The following is a 25,518-nucleotide window of genomic DNA, read 5'->3' on the forward strand; positions in this document are numbered from 1 at the left end:
CTTGAACGAAGAGGTCACACCTATGCAAATCGCATATCATATTGGCGCACACAGCACTGATGAAGATCAGTTGCTAAAGTCGACGCTAAGAAATGTTGATATGCTTGCAAAGAACAGTATCGCGGTACCCGGGCCTGGAAAATACCGCAGCCTCATAAGAAGCACAATCCAAGGGTTAGATGGCGCACACCCAGCGCCGGGCACCCGTGATGTATTGCTAGATAGTATTGTCGAAAGCGATGATGTGCATCGCCTTTTGCTTAGCAATGCCAACTTCATCTGCATCGCCAATAGAATTTTCGAGCACGGGGTTTTTTACCCTCAAGCTGAAACCAAGACACGCGCCATGCGCAAACTATTCCCAGATGATGATCTGAGCTTTTACCTAAGCATATGTCACCCTGCGACATTCATCCAAGACGCGCTGCGACGCCCGAAATCAACACTTTTAGGCGAATTTATGGGGATCATGCACCCTGAAGAAGTTCGGTGGGCAGACGTGGTACGCCGCATCCATACCGGCACACCTGATGCTGAACTTGTTGTTTGGTGCAATGAAGACGCGCCAATTGTTTGGCCACAACTGATCCGCCAATTCATGGGACTTCCCCAGACTGCTCAGGTTTTGGGTGGGCTTACGCCGCTAACCGGGCTGATGGAACGTGAAGGAATCGATCAATTGCGAGAGCAACTGAACGCCAATCCTCACATTTCGGAACTAGAACGCCAAACTTTGATTGCCGATTACTGGGAAGACAACGCAATCCCTGAAACCGATGAAGAAGAAATTGATCTGCCCGATTTAGACGAATATGCAATCGCGCAGATCACTGAAAACTATGAAGCCGACCTGACCGAGATCGCGGCTATGGACGGCGTCACGCTTGTCTTGCCATTCAGCTAAGGTTACATGCCCATTGCGGACATATACATATCCATAACGGCCTCTTCTTCAGCGATATCATTTGCGTCACGCTTGCGAATAGCCACTATTTTACGCAAAACCTTGGTATCGTAGCCACGCCCCTTGGCTTCGGCCATGACTTCTTTTTGCGCCTCAGCAATGTCTTTCTTTTCCGCCTCAAGACGTTCATAACGCTCGATAAATTGGCGCAGCTCTTCGCCGGCGACGTTAGAAACTGAATCGGTGACTGAATCGTTCATAAATGCTCTCCTGACAGGCTTGTCTTTCCCTAGCCCCAGACCCCGACCGCTGCAACCCTTGCATGGGCCGCCCCTGCAGGTTAGGCGGTCGTAACTTTAGGAGACCCCGTATGGAAATCGTTGTTTGGATTGGTGCAGTACTGTCGGTGATCGGCCTTGCTGGTATTGTTTATAGCATTATCACGATAATCAAAGCAAAGCGCGCCAACCTCCCCGACGAAGAAATGCGTGCACGCGTAAGCAAAGTGCTGCCAATTAATCTAGGCGCACTTCTGATCTCGATGATTGGCCTTATGGCAGTCGTCGTTGGCGTTATGCTGGGCTAAAAGCCCTCGCATCACTCGGCCGGACAGAATATTTCATAGATCCGCTCAAGTACGGGACGTACGCGCGGATCTGACAACCGATACCGCATGCTGCGCCCCTCGCGTTCGCAAGCGACAAGCCCCTCATTGCGCAACCGTAAAAGTTGCCCTGAAACATATGACTGGCTTGCGCCAAGCATGGTTTCCAATTCACCCACGGTCAATTCTCCCGGAACTAGCGCACATAAAATACGCAAACGGCCAGGGTTTGACAGCGCTTTCAGCAACTCTGCAGCTTCTGCAGCCGCAGCTTCCATTGGGTCCACAACGATTTCAACAGTTTCGTTCATACGATCTACTCTACAACATCATTAAACATTTCTATATTGAAATGTTTGTAAAAGCCCTTATGTTACGCCGTGTTAAAGATTCGAGACAACGTAGCAAATAAACGCATTTCCTCTGGCGCGCATCATTGCACAACTTTGTGCGCATGGTAACCCCACCGAATTCTGATGAATTTTGGGGGCAACGAGGAGCCAGAACATAGGGAAACGCATGCAATTAGATTGGATTTATGGGCTTGTCGGGGGCGGCATCATTGGGCTCGCGGCCGCTATCTTTTTGTTATTCAATGCGCGGATCATGGGCGCGTCAGGCATCATCGGCGGCCTGATCGATGGTAGTGGTAAAAGCGACTGGACCGAACGTGCGCTATTGATCGCCGGCCTTTTTTTAGCACCTGCATTAGGCGCTTTGGTTATGGGTGGTTCGGAAACCAACATCACAGGTAACTACGGCGTCATCATTGCAGCGGGTTTGCTTGTTGGCGTGGGGACGCGTCTGGCCAATGGCTGCACATCGGGGCACGGTGTTTGCGGAATTTCACGCCTTTCTTTACGCGGGATTGTCGCCACCGGGTTCTATATTGTGGCTGGCGGACTAACTGTCGTCATCTTTAAACATGTTCTAGGAGTAATCTAATGCGCAACTTAGTTTCATTCGTTGTGGGTTCTCTCTTTGGGCTTGGCCTTTTAATTTCCGGCATGACAAATACAAACAAAGTACAGGGGTGGCTTGATATCTTTGGTGCTTGGGACCCAACCCTCGCGTTTGTCATGGGCGGGGCGATCATTCCGATGGCGATTGCCTGGCAGCTTACCAAAATACGAAAGCCCGTCTTTGCTGACAGCTTCCCAACCCCGCCTGCCCCGCAAATTGGTCGCAACCTTGTCATAGGCTCAACCCTGTTTGGTATGGGTTGGGGCTTAGCTGGACTGTGCCCAGGCCCTGCGATTGCCTCGCTTAGTTTTGGAGGAGGCGGTGGCGTTGTCTTTGCCCTATCGATGGCTGCAGGAATGTTGATTGCACCGCGCGTACGGACACGCCTAGACCAAGCGGCGGCGGCAAGCTAAAAGGTCTTTCATGGATATTAGACAAATAAGCCCGACCTATGCGGTCACGCCACAAATCGATGTCGCAGACATCCCGGCCATTGTCGCGGCCGGGTTCACGACCATCATCTGCAACCGACCTGATTCAGAAGTTCCACCAAGCCATAGTGCCGCGACAATCGAAGCCGCAGCAAAAGCGGCTGGCCTGAACTTTGTGATCAATCCCATCACGCATCAAGGACTGAACATGGAAATGGTAAACACCCAAAGTGCTGCCATGAAAACATCGTCTGGCCCAACCCTTGCATATTGCGCATCAGGCACACGATCTTCGATCGTCTGGTCGCTTGGCAAAGCAGGTGATTTGCCAACGGATGATATCATCGCGGCAACAACGGCAGCAGGTTACGATCTCGGCGGTATGCGCGGTCAGCTTGATGCCTTGGCTGGCAGTTAACTGTTTTCTAGCGAAACGGCTTCGATCTTAGCCGTTGGTCCCGAAACTTTACCTGCGGCGGGTAACATATCCGCCGTGATCGCGTTGTCATTTTTTGGTACACTCTGGGCAGCCTCTACGCCGCGCTGTAACCCGTTTAAATCAGCCAACTGTGGGGTTATTTCGCTTTCGATCCGGATGGCACGCATCCCCCCCATCTGCCCCAGCTTTGCATTGGCGACCACCTGACCGTCGAGCGCCAAAAGCCGAACAGAACCAACAGTGCAGCCATGTAGCGGAATAAGCTGCCCCACCTCAAGATCCTGCGCATGGCCCAGCGACATCTTAAAACGATGCAACTGTGCATCCAAATTTGTCGGCGCATCCCCTATTGTGGCTTGGAATGCCGTTGGCCAGTCTACGGGTTCTGGCGGGATGGTTTCCTGCTCCTCCTTGGTCGCGATGCACGGCAGTGCAAGCATTATAGAGGCCTGACGATCCGCTGTGCCTAAATCCACATTCATGCGAAGCACCCGATAAGCACAATCATTCAACATCAAGCCAACTTCGCGCCTGCTCTCGATCAATGCATCAATCTGCACGCCGTCAGCCCACCCAGAAAATTCTTCGCCGGGCATGGCGTCGGGCAGCGATGAAAGCAAAATCGCAAGCATCGGATCGCACATCGTTTTATCAGTCGCTGTCGGTACTCGCTGTTCCGCGTCGCGCGGGATCAAGGCACCCATCATTTGCATTTCAAGGACGGCCGCACGCAATTGCATATCAAGCGCCACAATCCCAATTAGCCGATCATCCCGCTTTAACCCGACAAGCATGAGCGTATCGTCGATCATGTTTAGCATTTCATCAAGCCGCAAGGTGTCATCGGTGACGGTAGTCACCGTTAGAATTAACCCAACCGCGTCGCTTGCCGATTTTGCCAGCGCAAGACGCATCGCCCGCGACGACGTTAACGGACTGTCATCGGCGACAAGATCGCGCGCGCCGGCCATCCGGCGCAAGATTGATAAATGTGTATCGTCTGTCATACGCCTGTAACCACTAGCCCAACAGCATCCTAACAAGATAAGCGTTACAGTTCCCCTAACGCATTCTTCATTTTCTTCTTAGGTAACCTTAGTCGAAAAGCAGTTCCGTATTGCCCTGGTAGATATGTAATATCACCACCCAATCGGCGCATAATTTCGCGACAGATTGCAAGCCCAAGGCCCGCGCCGCCAGCCTTTGATCCGTCTGCAACGCGCGAGAACTTTTCAAAGATAAGCTGCTGGTTGTCCGCGGCAATGCCGCTGCCATTGTCGACAAAATCAATATAAAAATGGGACCCTCGGTCAAAGACCGATATTTTCAACCTTGGATGCTGCGCGTCGCAGTACTTCCGAGAGTTCGCGATCAAATTGATAAATACCTGCACCAAACGATCTAAATCTGTGGTAATTGTCACATCGTCGACTTCGGGCGTACGCACGATTTTCAGATTGCTACCCAACAGACCAGCACCACCAATCGCGCGATCCAACAATGCGGATAGGCTTCCGGTTTGTTCGTTTAACATGACCTGCCCATTTTCAAGCACCGACAGATCAAGAAGATCATCCAACAGACGAGTCAGCCGGATCGCCTCATCGTGGATAATTCCAGAATAGCGTTTTTGCGCATCCCCGCCGACTTCGCCATCACGTAAGATATCTGAAAAAGATCGGATCGAAGTCATCGGCGTGCGTAATTCGTGGCTAATCTGGCTAAGAAACGCGTCTTTCTGAATTGAAAGCGCCGTCAATTTGGCATTGGCATCGCGTAGCGCCCGCGCGGTTTGCTCTTGCTCGGTCGATTTAGCTTCTAGTCGGTTGGAATACTCTAGAATTTGCGCTGCTTCATCCGCGACCGCGATCAAGTCTTCGACCGAAACACCGCTACCGCCAATCAACTGGCCAACCATCGCATGTGCCGTCGCAGCCCCCACAGAGCCCGCCAATTCGCGCTCAAGCAACTCGACAAACGCGGGGGTAACTTCTGGCAGATAACCCTTTTTACCCTGGCGGATTGCTTCGCGCTCAAAAATTGCCTGCGCATCAGTGCTGCCCATGATGCGTTGCGCCATAATTAATAAATCCTCTGCACCTGCCGCCGCATTCGTCCACGCCGGCGCGGCTGCAGAATGTTCAAATATATTTACGAACTGCGCGCCCTGAAGCCGTTCTAACGGCGCCGGAAAGCTAATCAACGACCCGACAATGAACGTCCCGGTGTTCAGTATCATCGACCATAAAATGCCATGCACCAACGGGTCCAGACCACTGATCCCAAACAGTGCCTGCGGCCGCAACCAGTTCAGGCCAAAGGGCCCATCGTCGAAAACGGACTGACTAATCATCGCGTCAGCCCCAAAACTGGGTAAGAACAGCGTCCAAAGCCACAGCGTCAATCCGACGATTAGCCCCGCAGCAGCGCCGATACGCGTTGCCCCGCGCCAAAAGATACCACCAATCATTGCAGGCAGAATTTGAACCGCACCCGAAAACGATACTAACCCGATCGCAGCAAGCGCAGTACCGCCCCCCGACACGCGGTAATAGATGAAACCTAAGAACAAGACCCCTGCGATCGATAGCCGACGCGCCAGCAAAATAACGTGTCGAATATCGCCAGACATGACGGCCTGCTGATTTGGGCGCATTGATAGCCAGATCGGTAAAACGATGTGGTTTGACACCATAGTTGCAAGCGCAATCGTTGCAACCATCACCATTGACGTCGCAGATGAGAACCCGCCAAGGAACGACAACATCGCAAGCCCATCCCTGCCCTGATACAAGGGAACCGTCAGAACAAACAAATCTGGGTTGCTACCCGTGGGCAGCAAATCCAGCCCAACGACAGCAATCGGCACGACGAACAGGCTCATTAACATCAGGTATGTCGGAAATGCCCAGCTTGCGATCGCCAAGTGACGTTCATCTGCGTTTTCAACAACAAGGACCTGAAACATGCGCGGCAAACAAATGAATGCCGCCGCCGATAGAAATAATAGGCTAATCCAGCGGCCGCCGTTATGATCCCAAAGCGTAATCGGTGACGCATCAATACGTGTCAACATTTCTGAAGGACCTCCCGCAACCCCCCAGACGACGAACACCCCGACAGCCAAAAGCGCGACCAACTTGACCACCGCTTCGACAGCAATAGCCATAACAATACCATGGTGGCGTTCGTTTGCATCAAGGTTGCGCGTTCCAAAAATGACCGTGAAGATGACTAGCCCAACAGACACCCACATGGCAGTCGCATTCAATTCCGCGTCGCGCCACACTTGTCCATTACTTTGGGCAAAAACGGCAAATGACAGGGTCACGGATTGAAGTTGAAGCGCAATGTAAGGCGTTGCAGCAACAACAGAAATCACCGTCACGATCATCCCCAATGAGGTAGATTTTCCGAACCGCGACGATACCAAATCAGCAATCGAGGTAATGCGCTGCGCACGTCCGATGCGCACCAGTTTACGAAGTATCCACCACCAGCCAATCATCATCAATGTCGGCCCAAGATAGATTGTAGCGAATTCCAACCCCGAACGCGCCGCGTATCCCACCGCACCGTAAAAGGTCCAAGCTGTACAATAGATACTCAGCGAAAGCGTATAAATAAGCGGAGAATACAACCAAGTCGCGTTCCCCATCATCGCCCGCCGTTCAGCCATGAAGGCAACCATGAATAAAATGGCGACGTAGCAAAGCGAAATGGTAATAACGACGTTAAAGCTTAGCATTAAGATGGCGGGCCTTTTTGCTTTGGATCGCCATCCACATGCATCATCCGCGCCAAAAACGCAGACAGCACGATCAACAGCACCCATACGCCAAAGACATAGACGAGCGCTCCCGAACTGTACGACAGTTCTGCATCATCTTGTGGCCACAACAACGGAATCGAAAACAGCACAATCCCCAAAACCGGCAGCATCCGTACTGCATCTCTTAGTCGACGCTGGCGATAGCCCGCCTGTTCAAGAAAAATCTTAGACTTGGGGCCTATGCTCATGCTTCCATCAGATTACGCACATTATCGCGCACTTCCGCGTTCGAGAACGGTTTTGTCATGAAATGATTCGCCCCAAGGCGTAGCGCCAGTTCGCGATCCTTTTCTTGTCCGCGTGCCGTGAGCATCATCACAGGAATATCTTTGGTCGTATCGGTTCCACGCAAATCACGCAGGATGTCAAAACCGCTTCGTCCCGGAAGCATGACATCAAGAATAATCATATCTGGTGGGAATCCGACCACCTTTTGCATTGCTGTTTCCCCATCTTCATGGGTGTGAACTGTCCAGCCATCGCGGGACAAAATAAAACTGATCGCCTCAAGTATATTCGGCTCATCTTCGATCAGAAGGACACGTTTGCCCATCTCATCGCCTCCCCAATTGTCTTACTGCTCCCTCCAGAGCAGCCTCCCTGGCGCGGACTATCGGGGCAATTTCGCCCGAAGTCAAAGACCCGGTGCCGCAGAAACGCCGATAATCGCTGGCTCGCGGCGACTTGTGCAATCAGAGCGCGGGCAAATTCGGCAAGACCCACCCACAGGAATAGCAAACCCTGCCCCTTCGGCCGGATCAGCGACGACTAACATTGTACTTTGCAAGACAGGTGCCACATCAAACTGATGGGCCCCGACAGGTATCGCCATCGCATAGCACAAAAAGCGCGTTTGCGATGCATCAGGTAATGACACCTCTGCGCGGATTGGCTGCGTTGGACGGCTAAGTGCGCTAAAAATAGGCCATAGCGGGCATGCCCCATTGGTGCGCGAATAGGTGAAACCGGGCACGGGCTTTATAAATGTTAACGCGCCAGACACATCACAAGTCGCAAGCCCCATGCGCGGATGGCCTTCCCCCGTAGGCAGGCTCGATAGGCGGCGCAATACAGATGGAAAATCAGCGTTGAATTGGCGAGCCAGTTGCGATGGATCATAATCGGTGGCGCGGCAAGCGTCGGTAAACGCCTGCAAGGGCAGCATGGCTGCATCTTTTTGGTATTGCGCAGCGTAAACGTCAAATAGCTGGGCGGCAGGACCGCTCAATCCCAGCTCCTGCGCCAACGCCGCGATGTCGGAGGGCTCTTCTTCAAGTGGCGCAAGAAAATAGTCACGTAGCGCCAACGCATTTTCCAATTGCTCAAACGGGGATTGCGCGACTTCAACCGTGGCCTCTGGGGCCTCAAGATACGCGATCAGCGCTTCGCTGCTATCAGCCAAGCGCAGGCTATCTTTATGAATGTTCTGATGAAACCGGCGCTGCCAATCCGCATCCAGCTGTTCTTGGGTCACCAAAATCGATGCCGACGACCGAATGGATGTCACCGCCGAGATGACTTCGTGCAGTGAATTAGCCAACTGCGGATCATGTGCGATACGATCAGTCAGCGCCAAGATATGTTCATCAAGCGCAGCGATGCGGCGCGCTTGTGCAACGATCAGCGCGCTCCAACCGGGATAGCGGGCAGCGATTTCGTCCGTCCGTGCGATTTCCGCCTCACCGCCCAATGCAGCGGCGGCACTACGCATTTGGTCCAATAGATCGCTATCCGCACCTTCGGTTAACATCGTCGGATCGACACCAAGAACACGCGCTAAGTTAGTAAGGAGTTTTCCTCCGATTCTGCGGCGATTGTGTTCGATCAGGTTTAGATACGACGGCGAAATCCCGACGGCTTCTGCGACAGCAGCCTGCCGCAAACCTTGGTCCAATCGTTTTTCGCGGATGCGCGAACCTGTCAATCTTTTAACTGGCACCTTCAATTACCTTAATGCTTTCAAGCGCTTTCTGCACCTGCGGGAAAACTGGTTTACAACCAGAGAATTAAGTTTGTACATTTTTTTACAAATAAAGCAAGCTGTCCCAATGGGTTGTTGCTGAAACGCCCTCTCAGACCCAACAATGGTGATGTACGTACACGTACAAGCTGTGACGCCTTTCGGGGCGAAGCAGCACAAACCTTTAGGGAGGAAAATAATGTCAAAATCGAATTTCTCACGTCGCGGCGTGTTGAAGACCGGCGCAATTGCCGGTGCCGGCCTTGCGCTTCCGACATATCTACGTGCGGAAGCCCATGCTGGTTTCACCAACGCACCCGGTGACAGTGAGGTCATTCTTGGCTTCAACGTTCCACAGACAGGCCCATATGCGGACGAGGGCGCAGACGAACTGCGTGCATATGAACTAGCTGTTGAACATCTGAACGGTGGCGGTGACGGCGGTATGCTGAACACCTTCTCTTCAAAAGTTCTAGACGGCACAGGTATCTTGGGCCGCGAAGTTAAATATGTAACAGGTGACACGCAGACCAAGTCTGACGCGGCACGTGCTTCTGCGCGTTCGATGATCGAAAAAGACGGCGCGATCATGATTACAGGCGGTTCATCGTCTGGTGTGGCTGTGGCTGTGCAAGCGCTGTGCCAAGAGGCTGGCGTGATCTTCATGGCGGGTCTGACCCACTCGAACGACACAACTGGTAAAGATAAACGGGCCAACGGTTTCCGTCACTTCTTTAACTCTTATATGACTGGTGCGGCTCTTGCGCCTGTTTTGGCTGCGAACTACGGCACTGACCGTAAAGCGTATCACCTGACCGCAGACTACAACTGGGGCTACACAACAGAAGAAGCGATCCGCTCTTCGACTGAAGCTATGGGTTGGGAAACTGTGAACGCTGTGAAAACACCGCTGACACAGACTGACTTCTCATCTTATATCGCGCCAGTTCTGAACTCTGGTGCCGACGTTCTGGTTCTGAACCACTACGGCGGGAACATGGTGAACTCGCTGACTAACGCTGTTCAATTTGGTCTACGCGAAGCAATGGCGAACGGCCAAAACTTTGAAATCGTTGTTCCTCTTTACTCTCGTCTTATGGCGCGTGGTGCGGGTGCGAACGTTAAGGGCATCTTTGGTTCAACAAACTGGCACTGGTCACTGCAAGACGAAGGCTCAAAAGCATTCGTTCAGTCATTCGGTACAAAATACGGCTTCCCACCATCGCAGGCAGCGCACACAACATACGTGCAAACACTGCTTTATGCGGATGCGGTTACACGCGCTGGCTCTTTCAACCCATGTGCGGTTGCTGAAGCGCTGGAAGACTATGAATTCGACGGTCTGGGCAACGGTAAAACACTTTACCGCGGCGACGACCACCAGTGCTTCAAAGACGTGCTGGTTGTGAAGGGTAAAGAAAACCCAGAAAACGAATTCGACCTTCTCGAAATCGTTGAAGTCACACCTGTCGATCAGGTCACTTACGATCCAAACCACCCGCAATTCCAAGGCGGTGCTTTGGGTACCTGTAACCCAGGCGCATAAACTACCATCAACTCAGGTCACCACATCACGTGGTGGCCTGTCACGTCGACAGTAAACTGCGCCCTGCAGGGCAGCGGTATGTCTTTTGGTACTCCGCCAACACTTAAACCGATCAGAGGTCACCTCATGGACCAGTTCATTCTGCAAATCCTTAACGGACTTGATAAGGGGTCAGCCTATGCGCTTATTGCGCTGGGACTTACACTTATCTTTGGAACGCTTGGCGTTGTCAACTTCGCGCACGGCGCGCTCTTTATGCTGGGCGCGTTCTGCGCCGTTACCGTCAGCAAACTTCTCACACTCAGCCACAAAGTTGTGGATGACACACGGACCGACTTTTTGGGCAATCCAATGCAAGTCGACGTCCCCTATCTTCATGATTGGTTTGGCCCTGCGATGGGCGATAAACTTATCGACTGGGCAGTTCCGCTTTCAATCCTGTTCGCCATTCCTGTCATGATCTGTATCGGCTTCATCATGGAGCGCGGCCTGATCAAGCACTTTTACAAGCGTCCGCACGCAGACCAAATCCTTGTAACCTTTGGTCTTGCCATCGTTATCCAAGAAGTCATCAAGTATTACTACGGCGCGAACCCAATCCCAACACCCGCACCAAGCGCGTTCAAAGGTAGCTTTGATTTCGGTGTGCTGATTGGCTTTGACGTCAATGCGATCATCTATCCGTACTGGCGCCTTGTGTACTTCTTCTTCTCGTTGGTTGTTATCGGAGCGGTCTTTGCCTTCTTGCAGTTCACGACCTTCGGGATGGTCGTTCGCGCAGGCATGGCGGACCGTGAAACAGTTGGCCTGCTGGGCATCGACATCGATAAACGGTTCACCATCATGTTTGGCATCGCGGCGGCTGTCGCGGGTCTTGCAGGGGTGATGTACGTCCCGATCAACCCGCCAAACTATCACATGGGGATGGACTTTCTGGTGCTGAGCTTTGTGGTTGTGGTTGTGGGCGGCATGGGGTCCCTACCCGGTGCTGTCGCTGCGGGGTTCCTTTTGGGCATCCTCGAAAGCTTTGCCTCAACCTCTTGGGCGGTCAGCAATCTGCCAGGAATCAACCAGGTTATCATCTATCTGGTCGCAATTATCATTCTATTAACACGTCCGCGTGGCCTGATGGGTCGCAAAGGCGTGATGGAGGAATAAGCCAATGCTCGGTCTCGAAAAGAAAGACTTCCGGCTGCTTCTTGTTGTCATTGGCCTGACACTATTCGCACCCATCATCCTGAACCCGTTTCCTGCGGGGTCAGAGATGGCCCAGTTCAACGCGGGTTATCCTGATCTAATGCAACGCTTTGTGATCTTTGGTATCTTTGCGATCGGGTTTAACATCCTATTCGGCCTAACTGGGTACCTATCGTTCGGACACGCTGCGTTTTTGGGTGTGGGTTCATATTCTGCCGTTTGGATGTTCAAGCTACTTAGCATGAACGTGCTGCCGGCAATCATCCTTAGCGTCATCATCGCTGGGCTGTTCTCGCTGCTGATCGGCTTTATCTCGCTACGTCGTTCAGGGATTTACTTCTCGATCCTGACACTTGCCTTTGCGCAAATGTCATTCGCGCTGGCTTATTCGGTGCTGACACCTATCACCGGTGGTGAAACGGGTCTGCAACTTGCACTTGATGATCCACGTATCTTGGGTGCGTCACAGACAGCAAGCGGCAACATCCCTGTGCCATCCCTGTTCGGACTTGAGATGCGTGCATCTTACGAAATGGCAGTTGGTGCTTGGTCGTTTACCTTCAACGCGGGTTACTACCTTGCTGCGGTCATCCTTGTGTTGGCATTCTATCTGGCGATCCGGATCTTCCGGTCACCATTTGGCATGATGCTACGTGCGATTAAATCCAACCAAACCCGGATGAGCTATACAGGTCTGAACGCGCGCCCTTACACACTGGCTGCTTTCGTTATCTCAGGCATGTACGCAGGTCTTGCTGGTGGTCTGATGGCATCAATGGATCCGCTGGCTGGTGCTGAACGGATGCAGTGGACTGCTTCGGGTGAAGTTGTTTTGATGACCATCCTTGGTGGTGCAGGTACGCTGATTGGCCCAGTTTTGGGTGCAGGTATGATCAAGTACTTTGAAAACATCTTCTCCAAGATCAACAGCCAAGTTTTGCACGACTGGTTTGGGTTCCTGCCCGATGGGTTAGAAGACTTTGTTGTCACGCTGATCTACCCGTTCGTGGGTAAGGGTTGGCACCTGACACTGGGTATCGTGTTCATGCTTGTCGTGATCTTCCTGCCAGGTGGTCTTGTCCAAGGTGGTCAGAAAATCGCAGCAGCCATGCGCCGCCGCAAAAAAACCGATGACGCCAATCCCGGCGCCACTAAACCGGCCGAATAAGGAGAAACGGATATGGGAATCCTTGAAGTAAAAGGCATCAACAAACGGTTCGGTGGCCTGCAAGCGCTGGGTGATGTGAACCTAAGCGTGGAAGAAAATACCGTCCACGCGATCATCGGACCGAACGGTGCGGGTAAATCCACACTACTGAACGTGCTGGTTGGAAAACTGATCCCAGATAGCGGTTCAGTCATGTTTGACGGGCAGTCTGTCTTGGGGCGTAAGCCACACGAGATCAATCAGATGGGGATTAGCCGGGTGTTCCAAACACCCGAAATCTTCACCGATCTGACAGTGTTCGAAAACGTGATGATCCCCTGCTTTGCCAAGCGTGACGGTGCGTTCCGCATGCATGCAATCGAAAGCATCACGTCAGAAAAGGGCATTCGTGCGCAGGCCGAAGAAATGCTGGCCGACGTGAACATGCTTGAAAAGCGTGACATGCTGACATCCAGCCTTTCACGTGGTGACAAACGTCGTTTGGAAATGGCGATGTGTCTGGTGCAGGATCCAAAGCTGCTGTTACTTGATGAGCCAACAGCGGGCATGGCGCGGGCTGATACGGAAAACACGATCAACCTGCTCAAAGAGATCCGGACCAAACGCGGCATCACGATGGCCATTATTGAGCACGACATGAACGTTGTGTTCTCATTGGCGGAACGGATCACTGTGTTGGCACAGGGCACCCCCCTTGTCGAAGACATCCCGGAAAACATCAAAGGCCACCCAAAAGTGCGCGAAGCCTACCTTGGCGAAGCACAGGTCTAACCTTCATCCAGCGGCCAATTCTGTCACAGGAATTGGCCACCAACTCTGACACAGAGTTTGGCACCCCGGAGACAAACATGAACGAACCATTCAACAAACATGCAAATAACGCGGCCACTCACCCCGCCTTTCTCAGCGTTTGGGAAATCGAGGCCTACTACGGCGAAAGCTATATCGTCCAAAACGTCAGCTTTAACATTCACGAGGGCGAAATCCTCGCGTTGCTGGGACGAAACGGCGCTGGGAAAACATCGACCCTCCGCACCATCGCGCGGCTCGATGATCCCGAACTAAAACACGGAGAAATTTGGCTAGATCACAAACCACTACATGAAATGAAAAGCCACCAAGCGGCTGCCGAAGGCATCGCGCTGGTCCCCGAAGATCGCCGGATCATTCCGGGCCTCACCGTTGAAGAAAACTTGCAGCTTGCACAAATCGCACCGCCTAAAGGATGGTCGCTTGAACGTATATACGAGCTATTTCCGCGCCTGGGCGAACGCCGCAAACAAGAAGGCGTGACTCTTTCTGGTGGTGAACAACAAATGCTTGCCATCGCACGCGCGCTTGCGCGTGATATCAAAGTGCTCTTGCTTGATGAACCTTACGAAGGTCTGGCCCCTGTTATCGTACAGGAAATCGCCAAGACCCTTGGAATTATCCGAGACCAAGGCATCACTACCGTGATCGTAGAACAAAACGCTGTTGCTGCGCTGAAACTGGCCGACCGTGCCGTGATCCTTGATACTGGTACTGTTGTTTTTGACGGTTCTGCGGCTGAAGTTCTCGAAAACGATGAATTGCGCGCGCAATATCTCGCAATCTAAAGACGTTTAGCCGGGCGTATCTTGCGCGAACGCCCGGCTATCCCCCTATGGCAACGCACCATTTTGCCAAAGCGCTGCATTTTCATGCGCGCCCGCTTCCCCCCCCGGCAGGCTTGCCCTATAAGTGGCCCAATCTTTTGTGACGTAGCGTCGCAAAGGCTAAGGAATTCAGGGCAAACGGCCGAGGACAAAATGAGCAACAAAACTTCTCACGACAGCGATGTCAGCTTTATTCAGGCTCTGGCAGAGCTGTTGCGCGAAAATGATCTAACCGAATTACAGGTCAAGCGTGACTATGCTGAAAATGACAGCCTGAACGTTCGCGTTAGCCGCCAAACCCAGACAGTCGTGCAAGCTTCGGTGCCTGCAGCGGCCCCTGCCCCAATCGCCGCTGCAGCGCCTGTTGCAGCCGTCGCTGCACCAGCTACAGAATCCGCTGATCCAGCAAGCCATCCGGGCGCAGTGACATCACCGATGGTTGGAACGGTATATATGGCACCTGAACCGGGTGCTGCTGCATTTTCAACCGTTGGCGCATCTGTCAACGAAGGTGACACATTGCTGATCATCGAAGCCATGAAAACGATGAACCACATCCCGGCGCCACGTTCTGGTACCATCAAACGTATCTTGGTCGAAGACGGCGGCGCTGTCGAATTTGGCGCTCCTCTTGTGATCATCGAATAAGGGCGGGCCCATGTTCGACAAAATCCTAATTGCTAACCGGGGCGAAATTGCCCTGCGCGTTGTCCGCGCATGCCGCGAGATGGGCGTAAAATCCGTCGCGGTCCATTCAACTGCTGACGCTGACGCAATGCACGTGCGTATGGCGGACGAAGCAATCTGTATCGGCCCCCCATCGTCCGCGCAAAGCTATCTGTCATTTCCTGCAATCATCTCGGCTTGTGAAATCACAGGCGCACAGGCGATCCACCCTGGATATGGCTTCTTGTCTGAAAACGCTGCATTCGTGCAGGCCGTCGAAGATCATGATCTGACATTCATCGGCCCCACAGCGGAACATATCCGTACAATGGGTGACAAAATCACAGCCAAAGACACAATGAAAGCGCTTGGCGTTCCATGTGTCCCTGGCTCTGACGGTGGCGTACCAACGTTAGAAGACGCGCAACGCATCGGTGAAGAAGTCGGCTATCCAGTGATCATCAAAGCGACAGCTGGTGGCGGTGGGCGTGGTATGAAAGTGGCACAAACAGCAGCCGACATGGAGCAAGCGTTTCACTCGGCGCGTGCTGAGGGCAAAGCTGCCTTTGGTAACGACGAAGTTTACATCGAAAAATACCTGACAACGCCGCGACACATCGAAATCCAAGTCTTTGGTGACGGCAAAGGCAACGCGGTGCACCTAGGTGAACGCGATTGTTCGCTACAACGCCGCCACCAGAAAGTGTTTGAAGAGGCCCCCGGCCCCTGCATCACACCTGAGCTGCGTGCGAAAATCGGCAAAGTCTGTGCGGATGCGGTTGCAAAGATCAACTATATCGGCGCGGGTACGATCGAATTCCTTTTCGAAAACGATGAATTCTATTTCATCGAAATGAACACACGCTTGCAGGTGGAACACCCTGTTACCGAATCGATCTTTGGTGTTGATTTGGTGCGCGAACAGCTACGCGTTGCTGCAGGCATGCCGATGTCATTTACTCAAGATGACCTGCAAATCAACGGTCACTCGATTGAAGTACGGATTAACGCTGAAAAGCTACCCAACTTTGCGCCCTGCCCCGGTACGATCACACAGTATCACACCCCCGGCGGGCTTGGTGTGCGTATGGATAGTGCGCTTTATGACGGCTATCGCATCCCCCCCTATTACGACAGCTTGATCGGTAAACTGATCGTACATGGTCGCGACCGCCCAGAAGCATTGGCCCGCTTGGCCCGCGCCCTTGGCGAGCTCATCGTTGATGGTGTCGATACAACAATTCCGCTATTTCATGCGCTACTTGCTGAAGAAGCCGTTCAAACGGGTGAATACAACATTCACTGGCTTGAACACTGGTTAGAAGAAAACCTAAACGGCTAAACAAATTCGCGCGGTCCGGTTTATCGGGCCGCGTTTTTCTTATTCTGTGACGCGTTAGGCGTTTATCGATGCAAGACCTTACGCCAGACTTATTGCTATCTGCCTATGCTCAAGGCGTCTTTCCGATGTCAGAAAGCCGCGACGACCCTGATATTTTTTGGGTGGATCCTACCATGCGTGGGATACTGCCACTGAATGGCTTCCGTATTTCGCGCAGTCTGGCGAAAACCATGCGACGCGGGGACCTTACCGTTAGCTTTGACACCGATTTTACCGCTGTTGTGCAAGGCTGCGCAGACCGTGACGAAACATGGATCAACGATACTATCTTTGATCTCTATTGCGCCCTACATAACAGCGGCGACGCACACTCTGTCGAAGTATGGCAAGATGGGCTGCTGGTCGGTGGCGCGTATGGCGTGACCGTTGGCGCAGCCTTCTTTGGAGAAAGCATGTTTAGCCGTGCCACCGATGCGTCCAAGGTGGCGCTTGCCTATCTCGTTGATCGGCTCCGCTTGGGGGGATTTCAACTGTGCGACACGCAGTTTATCACTGACCATCTGACCAGCCTTGGTGCCATCGAAGTACCACGTGAAACCTATCACGCGTATCTACAAGCAGCGATTAGCAGACCAGCATCATTCGTTGCACCCGGTGGCGTTCCGGCAGCTCAGGATGTGATACAGCGCAACGCCCAAACGTCATAACGCGGATGGTCCATCGCATTGAGCGCTGGTGAAGATGCAATCATCCATCCCGCGAATGCAGGTTCTTCTTGGTCACGGTATTTTACCACCAATTCGATGTACGCATCCCCAGACGGGTTTGACTCTGGGTAGCGACAATCATTTAGGGTAACATGCAAGTAACCAAGCCGACCTGTTTCACCGGTATTCAGCGTCAAATCAATGTGGTCGCCTGTTAGCTTATCCAGCACGCGTACCACACCAGTATCGGCTGAAACGGCGACCTCTTCTTGCGCCGTTGCACACAACGGCACGGAAAGCATCGCACAAATGATCAGTGACTTATACATGACTAACGAGCCCTTACTCAGGCGCCCATGCCTCATAATCAGAACGTTCAGCAGGTGCTGATTTACGAATAGAACCCGCTGGCGCGTAAGCCGCAACAGTACCTGTCAGGTTTTCCTGATGTGGCTTTTCCCATGGCTTGTGGTTCAACGCCACCTCTGTCGGAGGCTCGTCCCAAGTACGGTGCAACCAACCATGCCATTCTGGGCTCACGCGTGATGCCTCGTTTTCACCGTTATAAATCACCCAGCGGCGACTATCATCAGCATTACGGTAAAACACGTTACCTTCGGCATCTTCGCCGACTTTTTTGCCGTTCCGGCTTGTCCAAAGCTGGGTGCCAAAGGATTGACCATCCCACCATGTAAAGATGCGTTTGATATTGTGACCAAGGCCCATGTCGCGTCTCCGTTTGCGTTACCTGTCCATGCCTGAAATAGGCGGAAAGGTCCAGTCCGGTTAAAGCCCCGCGCGATACGCGGTCAGTTCAATTTCGATTTTGTACTTTGGGTCGATCAACGGGCATGAAATCATCATCGCAGCTGGGGGATTGTCACCAAATGCTTGCGACAAGATCGGCCAGCACGGCTCAAAATCTGCTGGATTAGGCACCACATATGTCACCCGGACCGTATCAGCAAAGCTCGCCCCTGCTTCGGAAAGCGCCTTTTCTATCACCGATAAAGCAGCCGCACATTGGGTGGCGACGTCGTCAGAAATATCGTCACCCGGCGCGACAGTCCCTGAAACGTGGACCCAGCCATCAGCAACAACCGCGCGGCAATATCCGATTTTATCTTCGAAAATGCCGCCCGACTTGATGCGTTTCATGGTTTAGCTCGCTGAAGCCGTTTCTTTGGCCTGTTTACCATCGTCATGGATCATCAAAGGAGCAACGTCGGATGTCACGGCCTCTTCGTTCACAACAACTTCTGTGACCGTATCCATACCCGGCAGGTCGAACATGGTATCGAGCAGAATGTCTTCCATGATCGACCGCAAACCACGTGCGCCAGTTTTACGTTCAATCGCACGTGCAGCGATGGCGGTGAGCGCATCATCTGTAAACGTTAGTTTGGTGTCTTCGAGCTCGAATAGGCGCTGATACTGCTTAACCAATGCGTTCTTCGGCTTGGTCAGAATCGTGATAAGCGCGTCGGCATCCAGGTCGGTCAATGTTGCGATGACAGGCAGACGACCAACAAATTCGGGGATTAGACCAAACTTGAGAAGATCTTCTGGCTCGAGGTCTTGAAACACCTCGCCGACACCACGCTCATCAACGTCATTCACTTCAGCGCCAAAGCCCATGCTTGTGCCCTTGCCACGCTGCGCGATGATCTTATCCAGTCCGGCGAAGGCACCGCCGCAAATAAACAGGATGTTCGTGGTATCAACCTGCAAAAATTCTTGCTGCGGATGCTTGCGACCGCCCTGTGGTGGTACAGATGCAACCGTACCTTCCATGATCTTTAGCAATGCCTGCTGCACGCCTTCACCTGATACATCACGTGTAATCGAAGGGTTATCAGACTTGCGTGTAATTTTATCGACCTCATCGATATACACGATGCCACGCTGCGCGCGTTCGACATTGTATTCGGACGCCTGCAGCAGTTTAAGAATGATGTTTTCGACATCTTCACCAACATAACCGGCCTCGGTCAATGTGGTCGCGTCTGCCATGGTAAATGGCACATCCAAAATACGCGCAAGCGTTTGGGCAAGAAGCGTTTTACCACACCCTGTAGGCCCAATAAGCATGATGTTAGATTTCGCCAGTTCAATATCAGATTTATCGGCGTGGTTCAGGCGTTTGTAGTGGTTATGTACAGCAACAGACAACACACGTTTCGCATGCATCTGGCCAATGACATAATCATCCAGCACCTGACAAATTTCAGTTGGGGTCGGCACACCATCGCCAGCCTTAAGGCCTGCGGTTTTGGTTTCTTCGCGGATAATGTCCATGCAAAGTTCAACACATTCATCACAGATGAATACTGTTGGTCCCGCAATCAGCTTACGCACCTCATGTTGGCTTTTGCCACAGAAGCTACAGTAAAGCGTGTTTTTGCTGTCGTTTCCGGTCGTAGTCGCCATCTCAAACCCCTTGGCCTATAGGCCCGTCAAACATAATTTGGGCTGCCCCTATCGCAACTTTAGGGCAGCCCGGCAAGGTCCACAATGTCAAAATGACCAAGTCGTGGTCAGGTTAACACTACTCTCAATCTTCGCCTTTTTCGCGGTTCTCAACGATTTCGTCGATCAAACCCCAATCTTTAGCCTCTTCAGGCGACATAAAGTTATCGCGCTCGAGCCCCGCTTCGACTTTTTTCAGCGTATTTCCGGTATGCTTAACGTAAATTTCATTCAAGCGTGTCTTCAGCTTTTGGGTTTCTTGAGCGTGGATCATGATGTCAGTTGCTTGCCCCTGATATCCGCCGGATGGTTGGTGCACCATCACGCGGCTGTTTGGCAGTGAGAAACGCATGCCAGCATGGCCCGCAGTCAACAAAAGCGACCCCATAGATGCAGCTTGACCAATAACCAGCGTGCTGACCTTTGGCTTGATGTACTGCATGGTGTCGTAAATCGACAAACCAGATGTCACCACGCCACCGGGGCTATTGATATACATGCTGATTTCTTTTTTCGGGTTTTCCGATTCGAGGTGCAGAAGCTGCGCGACGATCAATTGGCTCATGCCGTCATGCACTGGGCCGTTTACGAAAATGATCCGCTCTTTCAACAAGCGCGAAAAAATATCATAGGCGCGTTCACCCCGAGCGGTCTGTTCAACGACCATTGGGACAAGGTTCATGTAGGTCTCGACGGGGTCTTGCATATGTAGTGCCTCACTCTTGGACGGTGTCGTCCTAATTCAAAAGTCCTGACAGAGTCTTAGTGACAGGCGTCAGGGGCTTCAAGGGTTGCAGGGTACGTTTGACGAATCGTAAGCAATGACTTACGGTAAGTCATGACCTACCAAAATGCAATCACCGCCCTTGCCGATCCAACACGCCGCGTCATAATTGACCGCCTGCGTAGCGGCCCGCTGCCTGTCGGAGCAATTGCAGACGGCATGGACATTAGCCGCCCGGCCGTCAGCCAACACTTGCGCGTACTGTCAGATGCCGGACTTTTGACCGTCACCCCATCCGGGAATCGCAGGCTGTATGCCATTGCGCCTGATGGCATCGATGAATTACGGAAATATCTGGATAACCTGTGGGATGATGCATTTGCAGCATTTGCCCGTGCGGCCCATGATCAAGCGAAGAGAATAAAGAAATGAACGACCCGATCCACAAAACCGTAGACGTACCGCTGACACCAGATGACGCTTTTGCCCTATTCACCGACGGGATAAATAGCTGGTGGCCCGGTGCGACCTACTCAGTATCCGCTAACAAAGGCAGCAGACCGCGCGACATCCGGGTTGAGACGCACAAGGGGGGTAGGATCATTGAAACGACAAAAAACGGTGCCGAATGCATCTGGGGCGAAATCATCGCCTATGATCCCGGTAGGTTCCTGTCGTTCACATGGCACCCCGGTCACCCCGCAACCAAGGCTACTGTCGTCACCGTCAGCTTCAAGGCAACCAGAACCGGTACGCAGTGTGACCTGACACACGGCGGCTTTGATATCCTAGGGCCAATCGCTGATGCTGTCAGTACAAGCTACCTCACTGCGTGGCATACTGTGCTTGGGTGCTTTTGCAGCGCAAAAAACGCGTATATCGACGCTTAATGATTTTTTGCAAATTTAGAGCACATGTGGGCGAAAACGCCATAGATACGCCCGTTCAGAAATCACAAATGACCGATTTCGATAGCGTGATCAAAACAAGCGACTGCCCAAGTTTCAATCAATATGCTTCATATTTCATCCCGTTTCCTTGCGAGTGTCGAAAGAGTTGGAAAAAAATATTGACTATTTGGTAAAAAATAAACCTCCTGATAAATAACAATATAGGGATGTGCTATGCCAACCGAGCTTCATACAAACTTCACTGGTCTTGATTTCGTAAATCCATTCGTGCTGGCCTCTGCGCCGCCGACGGAAAGTAAGCGCAAAATTCTAAAGGCCTTTGAGGTTGGCTGGGGCGGTGTCGTCACAAAGACAATTGGTTTACACCCTGTCGAAAACGTCGCAGGTCCAAAAACGATTTATCAACGCACAAGCGAAACAAAACCCTATGTCTCGCGCATGAAACGGCCAGACACTGTGTCGCATTCTTCGTGGAATTGGGAACTGATCTCGGATCAACCACTGGATCTATGGCTACCTGACTTAGAAGAAATCAAAACCACCTACCCTGACCGGATGCTGATCGGGTCGATCATGGCGGGTGCTGGCGGCGAAGAAGAAATGGACAATTGGCGCAAACTCGCTACGTCTTGCGTCAACGCAGGTTGTGATGCTCTCGAACTGAATATGTCTTGCCCACATATGGACCGCAAAGACATGGGCGCGCATATTGCTAATGATGAAGAAATCATCAAATCAATTCTGAAAGCTGTCACCAGTGTTGTCGATGTGCCAATTTGGGTCAAGCTCACACCATCAAGCTCCTCGCTTGTAGAGGGCGCAGCGGCGGCCTACGCGGCAGGTGCATCATCAATCTCACTTTGCAACACGTTCCCGTCCCTGCCCTTAATGGACCCCGAAACAATGAAGTTTGAGGTCGAAGTGGATGGTCTTGTCACATCTGGTGGGTTGGGCGGCTTGGCCATTTTGCACCAATCCTTGCAACGTGTGTCAGACATTTCGCGTGCATTTCCAGATAAATCGATTTCTGGCATTGGGGGCATCCGCGGCTTTCGCGAAGCGTTCAACTTCATTGTACATGGCGCTGGCAACTTGCAAGTGTGCACAGCCGCGATGGAAGAAAAAGGTAGCGGAGGGATCGGCGTTAAGCTTATTCAAGAATTGAAAGACGACCTAAGCGACTACCTGCAACGCAACAACTATTCATCAATTGAAGCGTTTCGCGGTGTCGCACGCGAACGCATTGTGGAGCATTCTAAGGTTCGCCGAAAAAGTGACGCCTATACTGGCGGCTACGCGAAATAAATTTCGCTCGCCTTTAGCATCCCCCACGCGCCACCTAAGTGCGTGGGGGGCTTAATCCACGCAAGCTGCTGAATTCATTATCCAACATGGAACAGCGTCGAAAACAGCTTTGGATCCAGACTTTCGCTGGCAAATGTATCGCCTTCGGTCAGCACAGACACCGCGTCGTGGCTGTGTAGGCTTTCTTGATGGCTAGCGATCACGCGAAAATCTGAAACGCGGTCATCTTGTTGCAACTGTTCTGTGAACAAGCGTACAGCGTCTTCGACAAAGATCGGGTTGGCGGCGTTCAGTTCGGCAAAGGCCTGCTCATCTTCGCGTTTGACCATGACCTGAGTTTCGGTTGGCACGGCAGCACGGGCGCGATCGATCAAATCTTCGAACCACAGGCAATCGCCAGCTTCGTCAAGCAGCACCGAAATCCGCGCCACGGACCGCTGCGAATGCGGCGTGGCTAACTGTCCGCGGAACTGGCGGGCGTGCTCGGATAACTCCAAGGAACACGGGCAAGTTGACGAATAAACATAGTCAAGATGCATGATCTTTTTTCGCACCCCACCGCTTTCGACCAATTCCAGCGCAATGTCGTAATATTGATAACCAGACAAGCCAGATCGCAGGCTTTCAACCTTCATAGGAAAGGAAAACCGCATCTGAATACGCGCGTCAAAGCTTTCTAGGTCGGTTTTATACGCATCAAGCGCACGTTCGATCACATCAAAGCTAAAGGTCTCTTCTGCATGTTTATAAAACGTCCGCATGATCCGGGACATATTGATGCCCTTCTTTTCGGCATCAAGTGATACAGACCCAGTCACCGACGTTTCCAGCTGAATGTCGTCGCCATCACGAGTGCGAAAACGGATCGGCAGGCGAAAATTCGAAATACCAACGTGCTGGATTTGTTGTTTAGCCCCTTTGATCAGGCTTGACGGTCCATTCTGAAGATCCGGCATAGTAGCTTTGTAGGCATCATCCACCTCAAACGCGTCCGGATAAGCGCGCGCCAAGGCTGGGTAGTTCGACACCTCTTGGCCGGGGATCAGGCGCGACACCAGCGGGTCCAATGTCGCGACCTCTTCCGCTGTCACATCGGCCGCCCATCGCCGCAAAACCGCAAGCGCGGCATCGGCGTCTTCACGCGTTGGGGCTTTATCCAAATCAGCTACGTGTACATTCATTTCCTGACCTCCAGCATCATGCTTTCCGCTTACGACATGGGGCTTTGAGTGCGCGTTTTTAACCATGTCTTGATATATACGTAGAAGATCTTGGGTTGGATCAGTCATTTTGCTGGCTTCCACTTTTGGCGCGAGAACGTGGATAACCATAGCACGGTGACACGACGACAACAGCGCAATGATCATGGAAAGTTCAATTAGGTCATGTCGCGGCTATCTATGCCTTGGTCATTTATTCAACCTTGGTAACGGCGTAGCACAGATAATTTCACCGGCCCGAACGCTTTCGGGCCGGTAAATATCCTCAGACTTTATCGAGGGCTGCCATCAGGTCAGCAATCAGGTCAGCCGGATCTTCAAGACCAACTGACAGCCGGATCAAACCCATCGAAATACCCAACGTGTCTTTTTGGTCTTGCGGCAACCGCTGGTGGGTTGTGGTCGACGGGTGGGTCACAATGGATTTCGCGTCGGCAAAGTTGTTTGATATTGTGAAAATTTCCAGCGCATTGATAAAGCGAAAGCAAGCCTCGCGACCGCCAGCCACTTCAAATGCTAAGACAGTCCCCCCTGATGGCGCTTGTGACTGTGCCAACGCCTGTTGTGGGTGGGCCTCATGCGTTGGGTAGCGCACATGCGTCAGCTTAGGGTGGCCATTCAACGCCTCTGCAACTTGCAATGCCGCCGCACATTGCGCCCGTACACGCAGATCAATTGTTTCAAGCGCCTTGAGGTGCGACCACGCCGTGAACGGATTCATCGCGCCGCCAGTATGTTTCATATAGGTTTCAATCGGCCCACGGATAAGTTCACGCGATCCACAAATCGCGCCGCCGAGCATACGGCCCTGCCCGTCAACGTGCTTTGTTGTTGAAATCACAGCAATGTCTGCACCGTGTTCACTTGCATATGAAAACACAGGCGTAGCCATTGCATCGTCAACAACAACCAAAGCCCCAACAGCGTGCGCAGCCGCAACAACATGTGCCATATCGACGATCTCAAGTGTCGGGTTTGAGATGCTTTCAAAAAACACCAGTTTCGTGTCGGGACGGATCGCAGCATCCCATGCCGCGTTATCCATGCCGTCAACCAAAGTAATCTCAACGCCAAAACGGCCTAAAACGTCTTCAAGGACATACAGACACGATCCGAACAACGCGCGTGACGACACAACATGATCGCCAGCTTTCAAAAGCGCGGTCAACGCACCCGTGACAGCCGCCATGCCTGACGTACACGCAAAGCAATCCTCATAGCCCAGCAACGTTGCAATACGGTCTTCGAACATCCGCACGGTCGGGTTACCGTAGCGCGCATAGATGAATTCATCGTCGCCAAGTTGAACAAAACGCGCTTCGGCATCTTCTGCCGTTTCATAGACAAAGCCCTGCGTCATAAAGATCGCTTCGCTGACCTCGCCGTATTGGCTGCGCCGTGTTCCTGCATGTACCGCTTTGGTACGTTTGCTCCAATTTTTCATCGTCATATCCCCGCGCATTTACGCATTAAAAAACCCCGACACCGGGAAA

At 52.4% G+C, this 25,518-nt stretch carries 30 protein-coding genes; 16 read left to right on the forward strand and 14 right to left on the reverse strand.

Annotation, left to right across the window (positions count from 1 at the left end):
- The first annotated feature begins 22 nt into the window (after positions 1 to 22).
- A complete protein-coding gene (locus CYQ09_RS06805; RefSeq protein ID WP_106744695.1) occupies positions 23 to 904 on the forward strand; it encodes a hypothetical protein in 882 nt (293 codons plus the stop codon).
- 2 nt (positions 905 to 906) lie between these two features.
- Here CYQ09_RS06805 and CYQ09_RS06810 read toward each other — a convergent pair whose 3' ends face one another.
- The gene (locus CYQ09_RS06810) at positions 907 to 1,164 is read right to left on the reverse strand and encodes a DUF2312 domain-containing protein (RefSeq protein ID WP_106744696.1); all 258 of its coding nucleotides are present in this window, start codon (positions 1,162 to 1,164) and stop codon (positions 907 to 909) included.
- Between the two features lie 110 nt (positions 1,165 to 1,274).
- Between CYQ09_RS06810 and CYQ09_RS06815 the strand changes: the two genes are divergently transcribed.
- Entirely contained in the window at positions 1,275 to 1,490 is a 216-nt protein-coding gene (locus CYQ09_RS06815; RefSeq protein ID WP_106744697.1) for a hypothetical protein, read from the forward strand.
- A gap of 11 nt (positions 1,491 to 1,501) precedes the next feature.
- On the opposite strand, the gene CYQ09_RS06820 is transcribed toward CYQ09_RS06815, so the two are convergent.
- A complete protein-coding gene (locus CYQ09_RS06820; RefSeq protein WP_106744698.1) occupies positions 1,502 to 1,819 on the reverse strand; it encodes an ArsR/SmtB family transcription factor in 318 nt (105 codons plus the stop codon).
- Between the two features lie 208 nt (positions 1,820 to 2,027).
- Between CYQ09_RS06820 and CYQ09_RS06825 the strand changes: the two genes are divergently transcribed.
- From CYQ09_RS06825 to CYQ09_RS06835, 3 genes are read left to right on the forward strand one after another with little or no spacing between them, the layout of a single operon-like run.
- Positions 2,028 to 2,453 (forward strand): YeeE/YedE family protein, encoded by a 426-nt coding sequence (locus tag CYQ09_RS06825; protein WP_106744699.1) that lies wholly within the window; start codon positions 2,028 to 2,030, stop codon positions 2,451 to 2,453.
- Positions 2,453 to 2,884: a DUF6691 family protein gene (locus CYQ09_RS06830; RefSeq protein ID WP_106744700.1), complete on the forward strand. Its 432-nt coding sequence runs from the start codon at positions 2,453 to 2,455 to the stop codon at positions 2,882 to 2,884. Before CYQ09_RS06825 ends, CYQ09_RS06830 begins: the two co-directional genes overlap by 1 nt.
- Before the next feature lie 10 nt (positions 2,885 to 2,894).
- Positions 2,895 to 3,320 carry a TIGR01244 family sulfur transferase gene (locus CYQ09_RS06835; RefSeq protein WP_106744701.1) on the forward strand — a complete coding sequence of 142 codons (426 nt, stop codon included), beginning with the start codon at positions 2,895 to 2,897 and terminating at the stop codon, positions 3,318 to 3,320.
- Here CYQ09_RS06835 and CYQ09_RS06840 read toward each other — a convergent pair.
- The 5 genes from CYQ09_RS06840 to CYQ09_RS06860 form a co-directional block, all read right to left on the reverse strand.
- Positions 3,317 to 4,348, reverse strand: a complete 1,032-nt coding sequence (locus CYQ09_RS06840) for a FliM/FliN family flagellar motor switch protein (RefSeq protein ID WP_106744702.1) — start codon at positions 4,346 to 4,348, stop codon at positions 3,317 to 3,319. The genes CYQ09_RS06835 and CYQ09_RS06840 overlap by 4 nt on opposite strands.
- 44 nt (positions 4,349 to 4,392) lie before the next feature.
- Positions 4,393 to 7,089 (reverse strand): ATP-binding protein, encoded by a 2,697-nt coding sequence (locus tag CYQ09_RS06845; RefSeq protein ID WP_106744703.1) that lies wholly within the window; start codon positions 7,087 to 7,089, stop codon positions 4,393 to 4,395.
- A complete protein-coding gene (locus tag CYQ09_RS06850) occupies positions 7,089 to 7,361 on the reverse strand; it encodes a hypothetical protein (protein ID WP_106744704.1) in 273 nt (90 codons plus the stop codon). Before CYQ09_RS06850 ends, CYQ09_RS06845 begins: the two co-directional genes overlap by 1 nt.
- Positions 7,358 to 7,726: a response regulator transcription factor gene (locus tag CYQ09_RS06855; RefSeq protein WP_106744705.1), complete on the reverse strand. Its 369-nt coding sequence runs from the start codon at positions 7,724 to 7,726 to the stop codon at positions 7,358 to 7,360. The genes CYQ09_RS06850 and CYQ09_RS06855 overlap by 4 nt, the downstream gene beginning before the upstream one ends.
- An 81-nt stretch (positions 7,727 to 7,807) precedes the next feature.
- Positions 7,808 to 9,112, reverse strand: coding sequence for a helix-turn-helix transcriptional regulator (locus tag CYQ09_RS06860; protein WP_106744706.1), 1,305 nt, complete (start codon positions 9,110 to 9,112; stop codon positions 7,808 to 7,810).
- Between the two features lie 220 nt (positions 9,113 to 9,332).
- On the opposite strand from CYQ09_RS06860, the gene CYQ09_RS06865 reads away from it, so the two are divergent.
- The 8 genes from CYQ09_RS06865 (at position 9,333) to aat (ending at position 17,396) form a co-directional block, all read left to right on the forward strand.
- Positions 9,333 to 10,679, forward strand: coding sequence for a substrate-binding protein (locus CYQ09_RS06865; protein WP_106744707.1), 1,347 nt, complete (start codon positions 9,333 to 9,335; stop codon positions 10,677 to 10,679).
- 126 nt (positions 10,680 to 10,805) lie between these two features.
- A complete protein-coding gene (locus CYQ09_RS06870) occupies positions 10,806 to 11,837 on the forward strand; it encodes a branched-chain amino acid ABC transporter permease (protein ID WP_106744708.1) in 1,032 nt (343 codons plus the stop codon).
- Between the two features lie 4 nt (positions 11,838 to 11,841).
- Positions 11,842 to 13,044, forward strand: coding sequence for a branched-chain amino acid ABC transporter permease (locus CYQ09_RS06875; protein WP_106744709.1), 1,203 nt, complete (start codon positions 11,842 to 11,844; stop codon positions 13,042 to 13,044).
- A gap of 12 nt (positions 13,045 to 13,056) precedes the next feature.
- Entirely contained in the window at positions 13,057 to 13,815 is a 759-nt protein-coding gene (locus tag CYQ09_RS06880; protein WP_106744710.1) for an ABC transporter ATP-binding protein, read from the forward strand.
- 77 nt (positions 13,816 to 13,892) lie between these two features.
- Positions 13,893 to 14,642, forward strand: coding sequence for an ABC transporter ATP-binding protein (locus tag CYQ09_RS06885; RefSeq protein ID WP_106744711.1), 750 nt, complete (start codon positions 13,893 to 13,895; stop codon positions 14,640 to 14,642).
- Between the two features lie 192 nt (positions 14,643 to 14,834).
- Complete coding sequence (accB, locus tag CYQ09_RS06890) at positions 14,835 to 15,329, forward strand: acetyl-CoA carboxylase biotin carboxyl carrier protein (RefSeq protein WP_106744712.1); 495 nt, start codon at positions 14,835 to 14,837, stop codon at positions 15,327 to 15,329.
- Positions 15,330 to 15,339: 10 nt separating this feature from the next.
- The gene (accC, locus tag CYQ09_RS06895; protein WP_106355983.1) at positions 15,340 to 16,689 is read left to right on the forward strand and encodes an acetyl-CoA carboxylase biotin carboxylase subunit; all 1,350 of its coding nucleotides are present in this window, start codon (positions 15,340 to 15,342) and stop codon (positions 16,687 to 16,689) included.
- Between the two features lie 68 nt (positions 16,690 to 16,757).
- Positions 16,758 to 17,396, forward strand: coding sequence for a leucyl/phenylalanyl-tRNA--protein transferase (aat, locus tag CYQ09_RS06900; protein WP_106744713.1), 639 nt, complete (start codon positions 16,758 to 16,760; stop codon positions 17,394 to 17,396).
- Here the strand turns inward: aat and CYQ09_RS06905 are convergent.
- From CYQ09_RS06905 to CYQ09_RS06925, 5 genes are all read right to left on the reverse strand, one after another.
- Complete coding sequence (locus CYQ09_RS06905) at positions 17,360 to 17,725, reverse strand: DUF2155 domain-containing protein (protein ID WP_106744714.1); 366 nt, start codon at positions 17,723 to 17,725, stop codon at positions 17,360 to 17,362. The genes aat and CYQ09_RS06905 overlap by 37 nt on opposite strands.
- 13 nt (positions 17,726 to 17,738) lie before the next feature.
- Positions 17,739 to 18,122 carry an NADH:ubiquinone oxidoreductase subunit NDUFA12 gene (locus tag CYQ09_RS06910; protein WP_106744715.1) on the reverse strand — a complete coding sequence of 128 codons (384 nt, stop codon included), beginning with the start codon at positions 18,120 to 18,122 and terminating at the stop codon, positions 17,739 to 17,741.
- A 60-nt stretch (positions 18,123 to 18,182) separates the two neighbouring features.
- Complete coding sequence (locus tag CYQ09_RS06915; RefSeq protein ID WP_106744716.1) at positions 18,183 to 18,554, reverse strand: RidA family protein; 372 nt, start codon at positions 18,552 to 18,554, stop codon at positions 18,183 to 18,185.
- Positions 18,555 to 18,557: 3 nt separating this feature from the next.
- Complete coding sequence (gene clpX / locus CYQ09_RS06920; protein ID WP_106355994.1) at positions 18,558 to 19,826, reverse strand: ATP-dependent Clp protease ATP-binding subunit ClpX; 1,269 nt, start codon at positions 19,824 to 19,826, stop codon at positions 18,558 to 18,560.
- A 124-nt stretch (positions 19,827 to 19,950) separates the two neighbouring features.
- Positions 19,951 to 20,571: an ATP-dependent Clp protease proteolytic subunit gene (locus CYQ09_RS06925; RefSeq protein WP_106355996.1), complete on the reverse strand. Its 621-nt coding sequence runs from the start codon at positions 20,569 to 20,571 to the stop codon at positions 19,951 to 19,953.
- Between the two features lie 132 nt (positions 20,572 to 20,703).
- Between CYQ09_RS06925 and CYQ09_RS06930 the strand changes: the two genes are divergently transcribed.
- The 3 genes from CYQ09_RS06930 to CYQ09_RS06940 all read left to right on the forward strand — a co-directional run bounded on the left by CYQ09_RS06930 (position 20,704) and on the right by CYQ09_RS06940 (position 22,805).
- Positions 20,704 to 21,021, forward strand: coding sequence for an ArsR/SmtB family transcription factor (locus CYQ09_RS06930; RefSeq protein WP_106744717.1), 318 nt, complete (start codon positions 20,704 to 20,706; stop codon positions 21,019 to 21,021).
- Complete coding sequence (locus CYQ09_RS06935; protein WP_106744718.1) at positions 21,018 to 21,479, forward strand: SRPBCC domain-containing protein; 462 nt, start codon at positions 21,018 to 21,020, stop codon at positions 21,477 to 21,479. The genes CYQ09_RS06930 and CYQ09_RS06935 overlap by 4 nt, the downstream gene beginning before the upstream one ends.
- Before the next feature lie 234 nt (positions 21,480 to 21,713).
- A complete protein-coding gene (locus CYQ09_RS06940) occupies positions 21,714 to 22,805 on the forward strand; it encodes a tRNA-dihydrouridine synthase (RefSeq protein ID WP_106744719.1) in 1,092 nt (363 codons plus the stop codon).
- 77 nt (positions 22,806 to 22,882) lie between these two features.
- On the opposite strand, the gene folE2 is transcribed toward CYQ09_RS06940, so the two are convergent.
- Complete coding sequence (gene folE2 / locus CYQ09_RS06945) at positions 22,883 to 23,986, reverse strand: GTP cyclohydrolase FolE2 (RefSeq protein WP_106745435.1); 1,104 nt, start codon at positions 23,984 to 23,986, stop codon at positions 22,883 to 22,885.
- Positions 23,987 to 24,290: 304 nt separating this feature from the next.
- The gene (locus tag CYQ09_RS06950) at positions 24,291 to 25,469 is read right to left on the reverse strand and encodes an aminotransferase class V-fold PLP-dependent enzyme (RefSeq protein ID WP_106745436.1); all 1,179 of its coding nucleotides are present in this window, start codon (positions 25,467 to 25,469) and stop codon (positions 24,291 to 24,293) included.
- Positions 25,470 to 25,518: the final 49 nt, after the last annotated feature.

Origin of the sequence: Yoonia maritima, from assembly GCF_002933395.1 — a bacterium.
Lineage (GTDB): Bacteria > Pseudomonadota > Alphaproteobacteria > Rhodobacterales > Rhodobacteraceae > Yoonia > Yoonia maritima_A.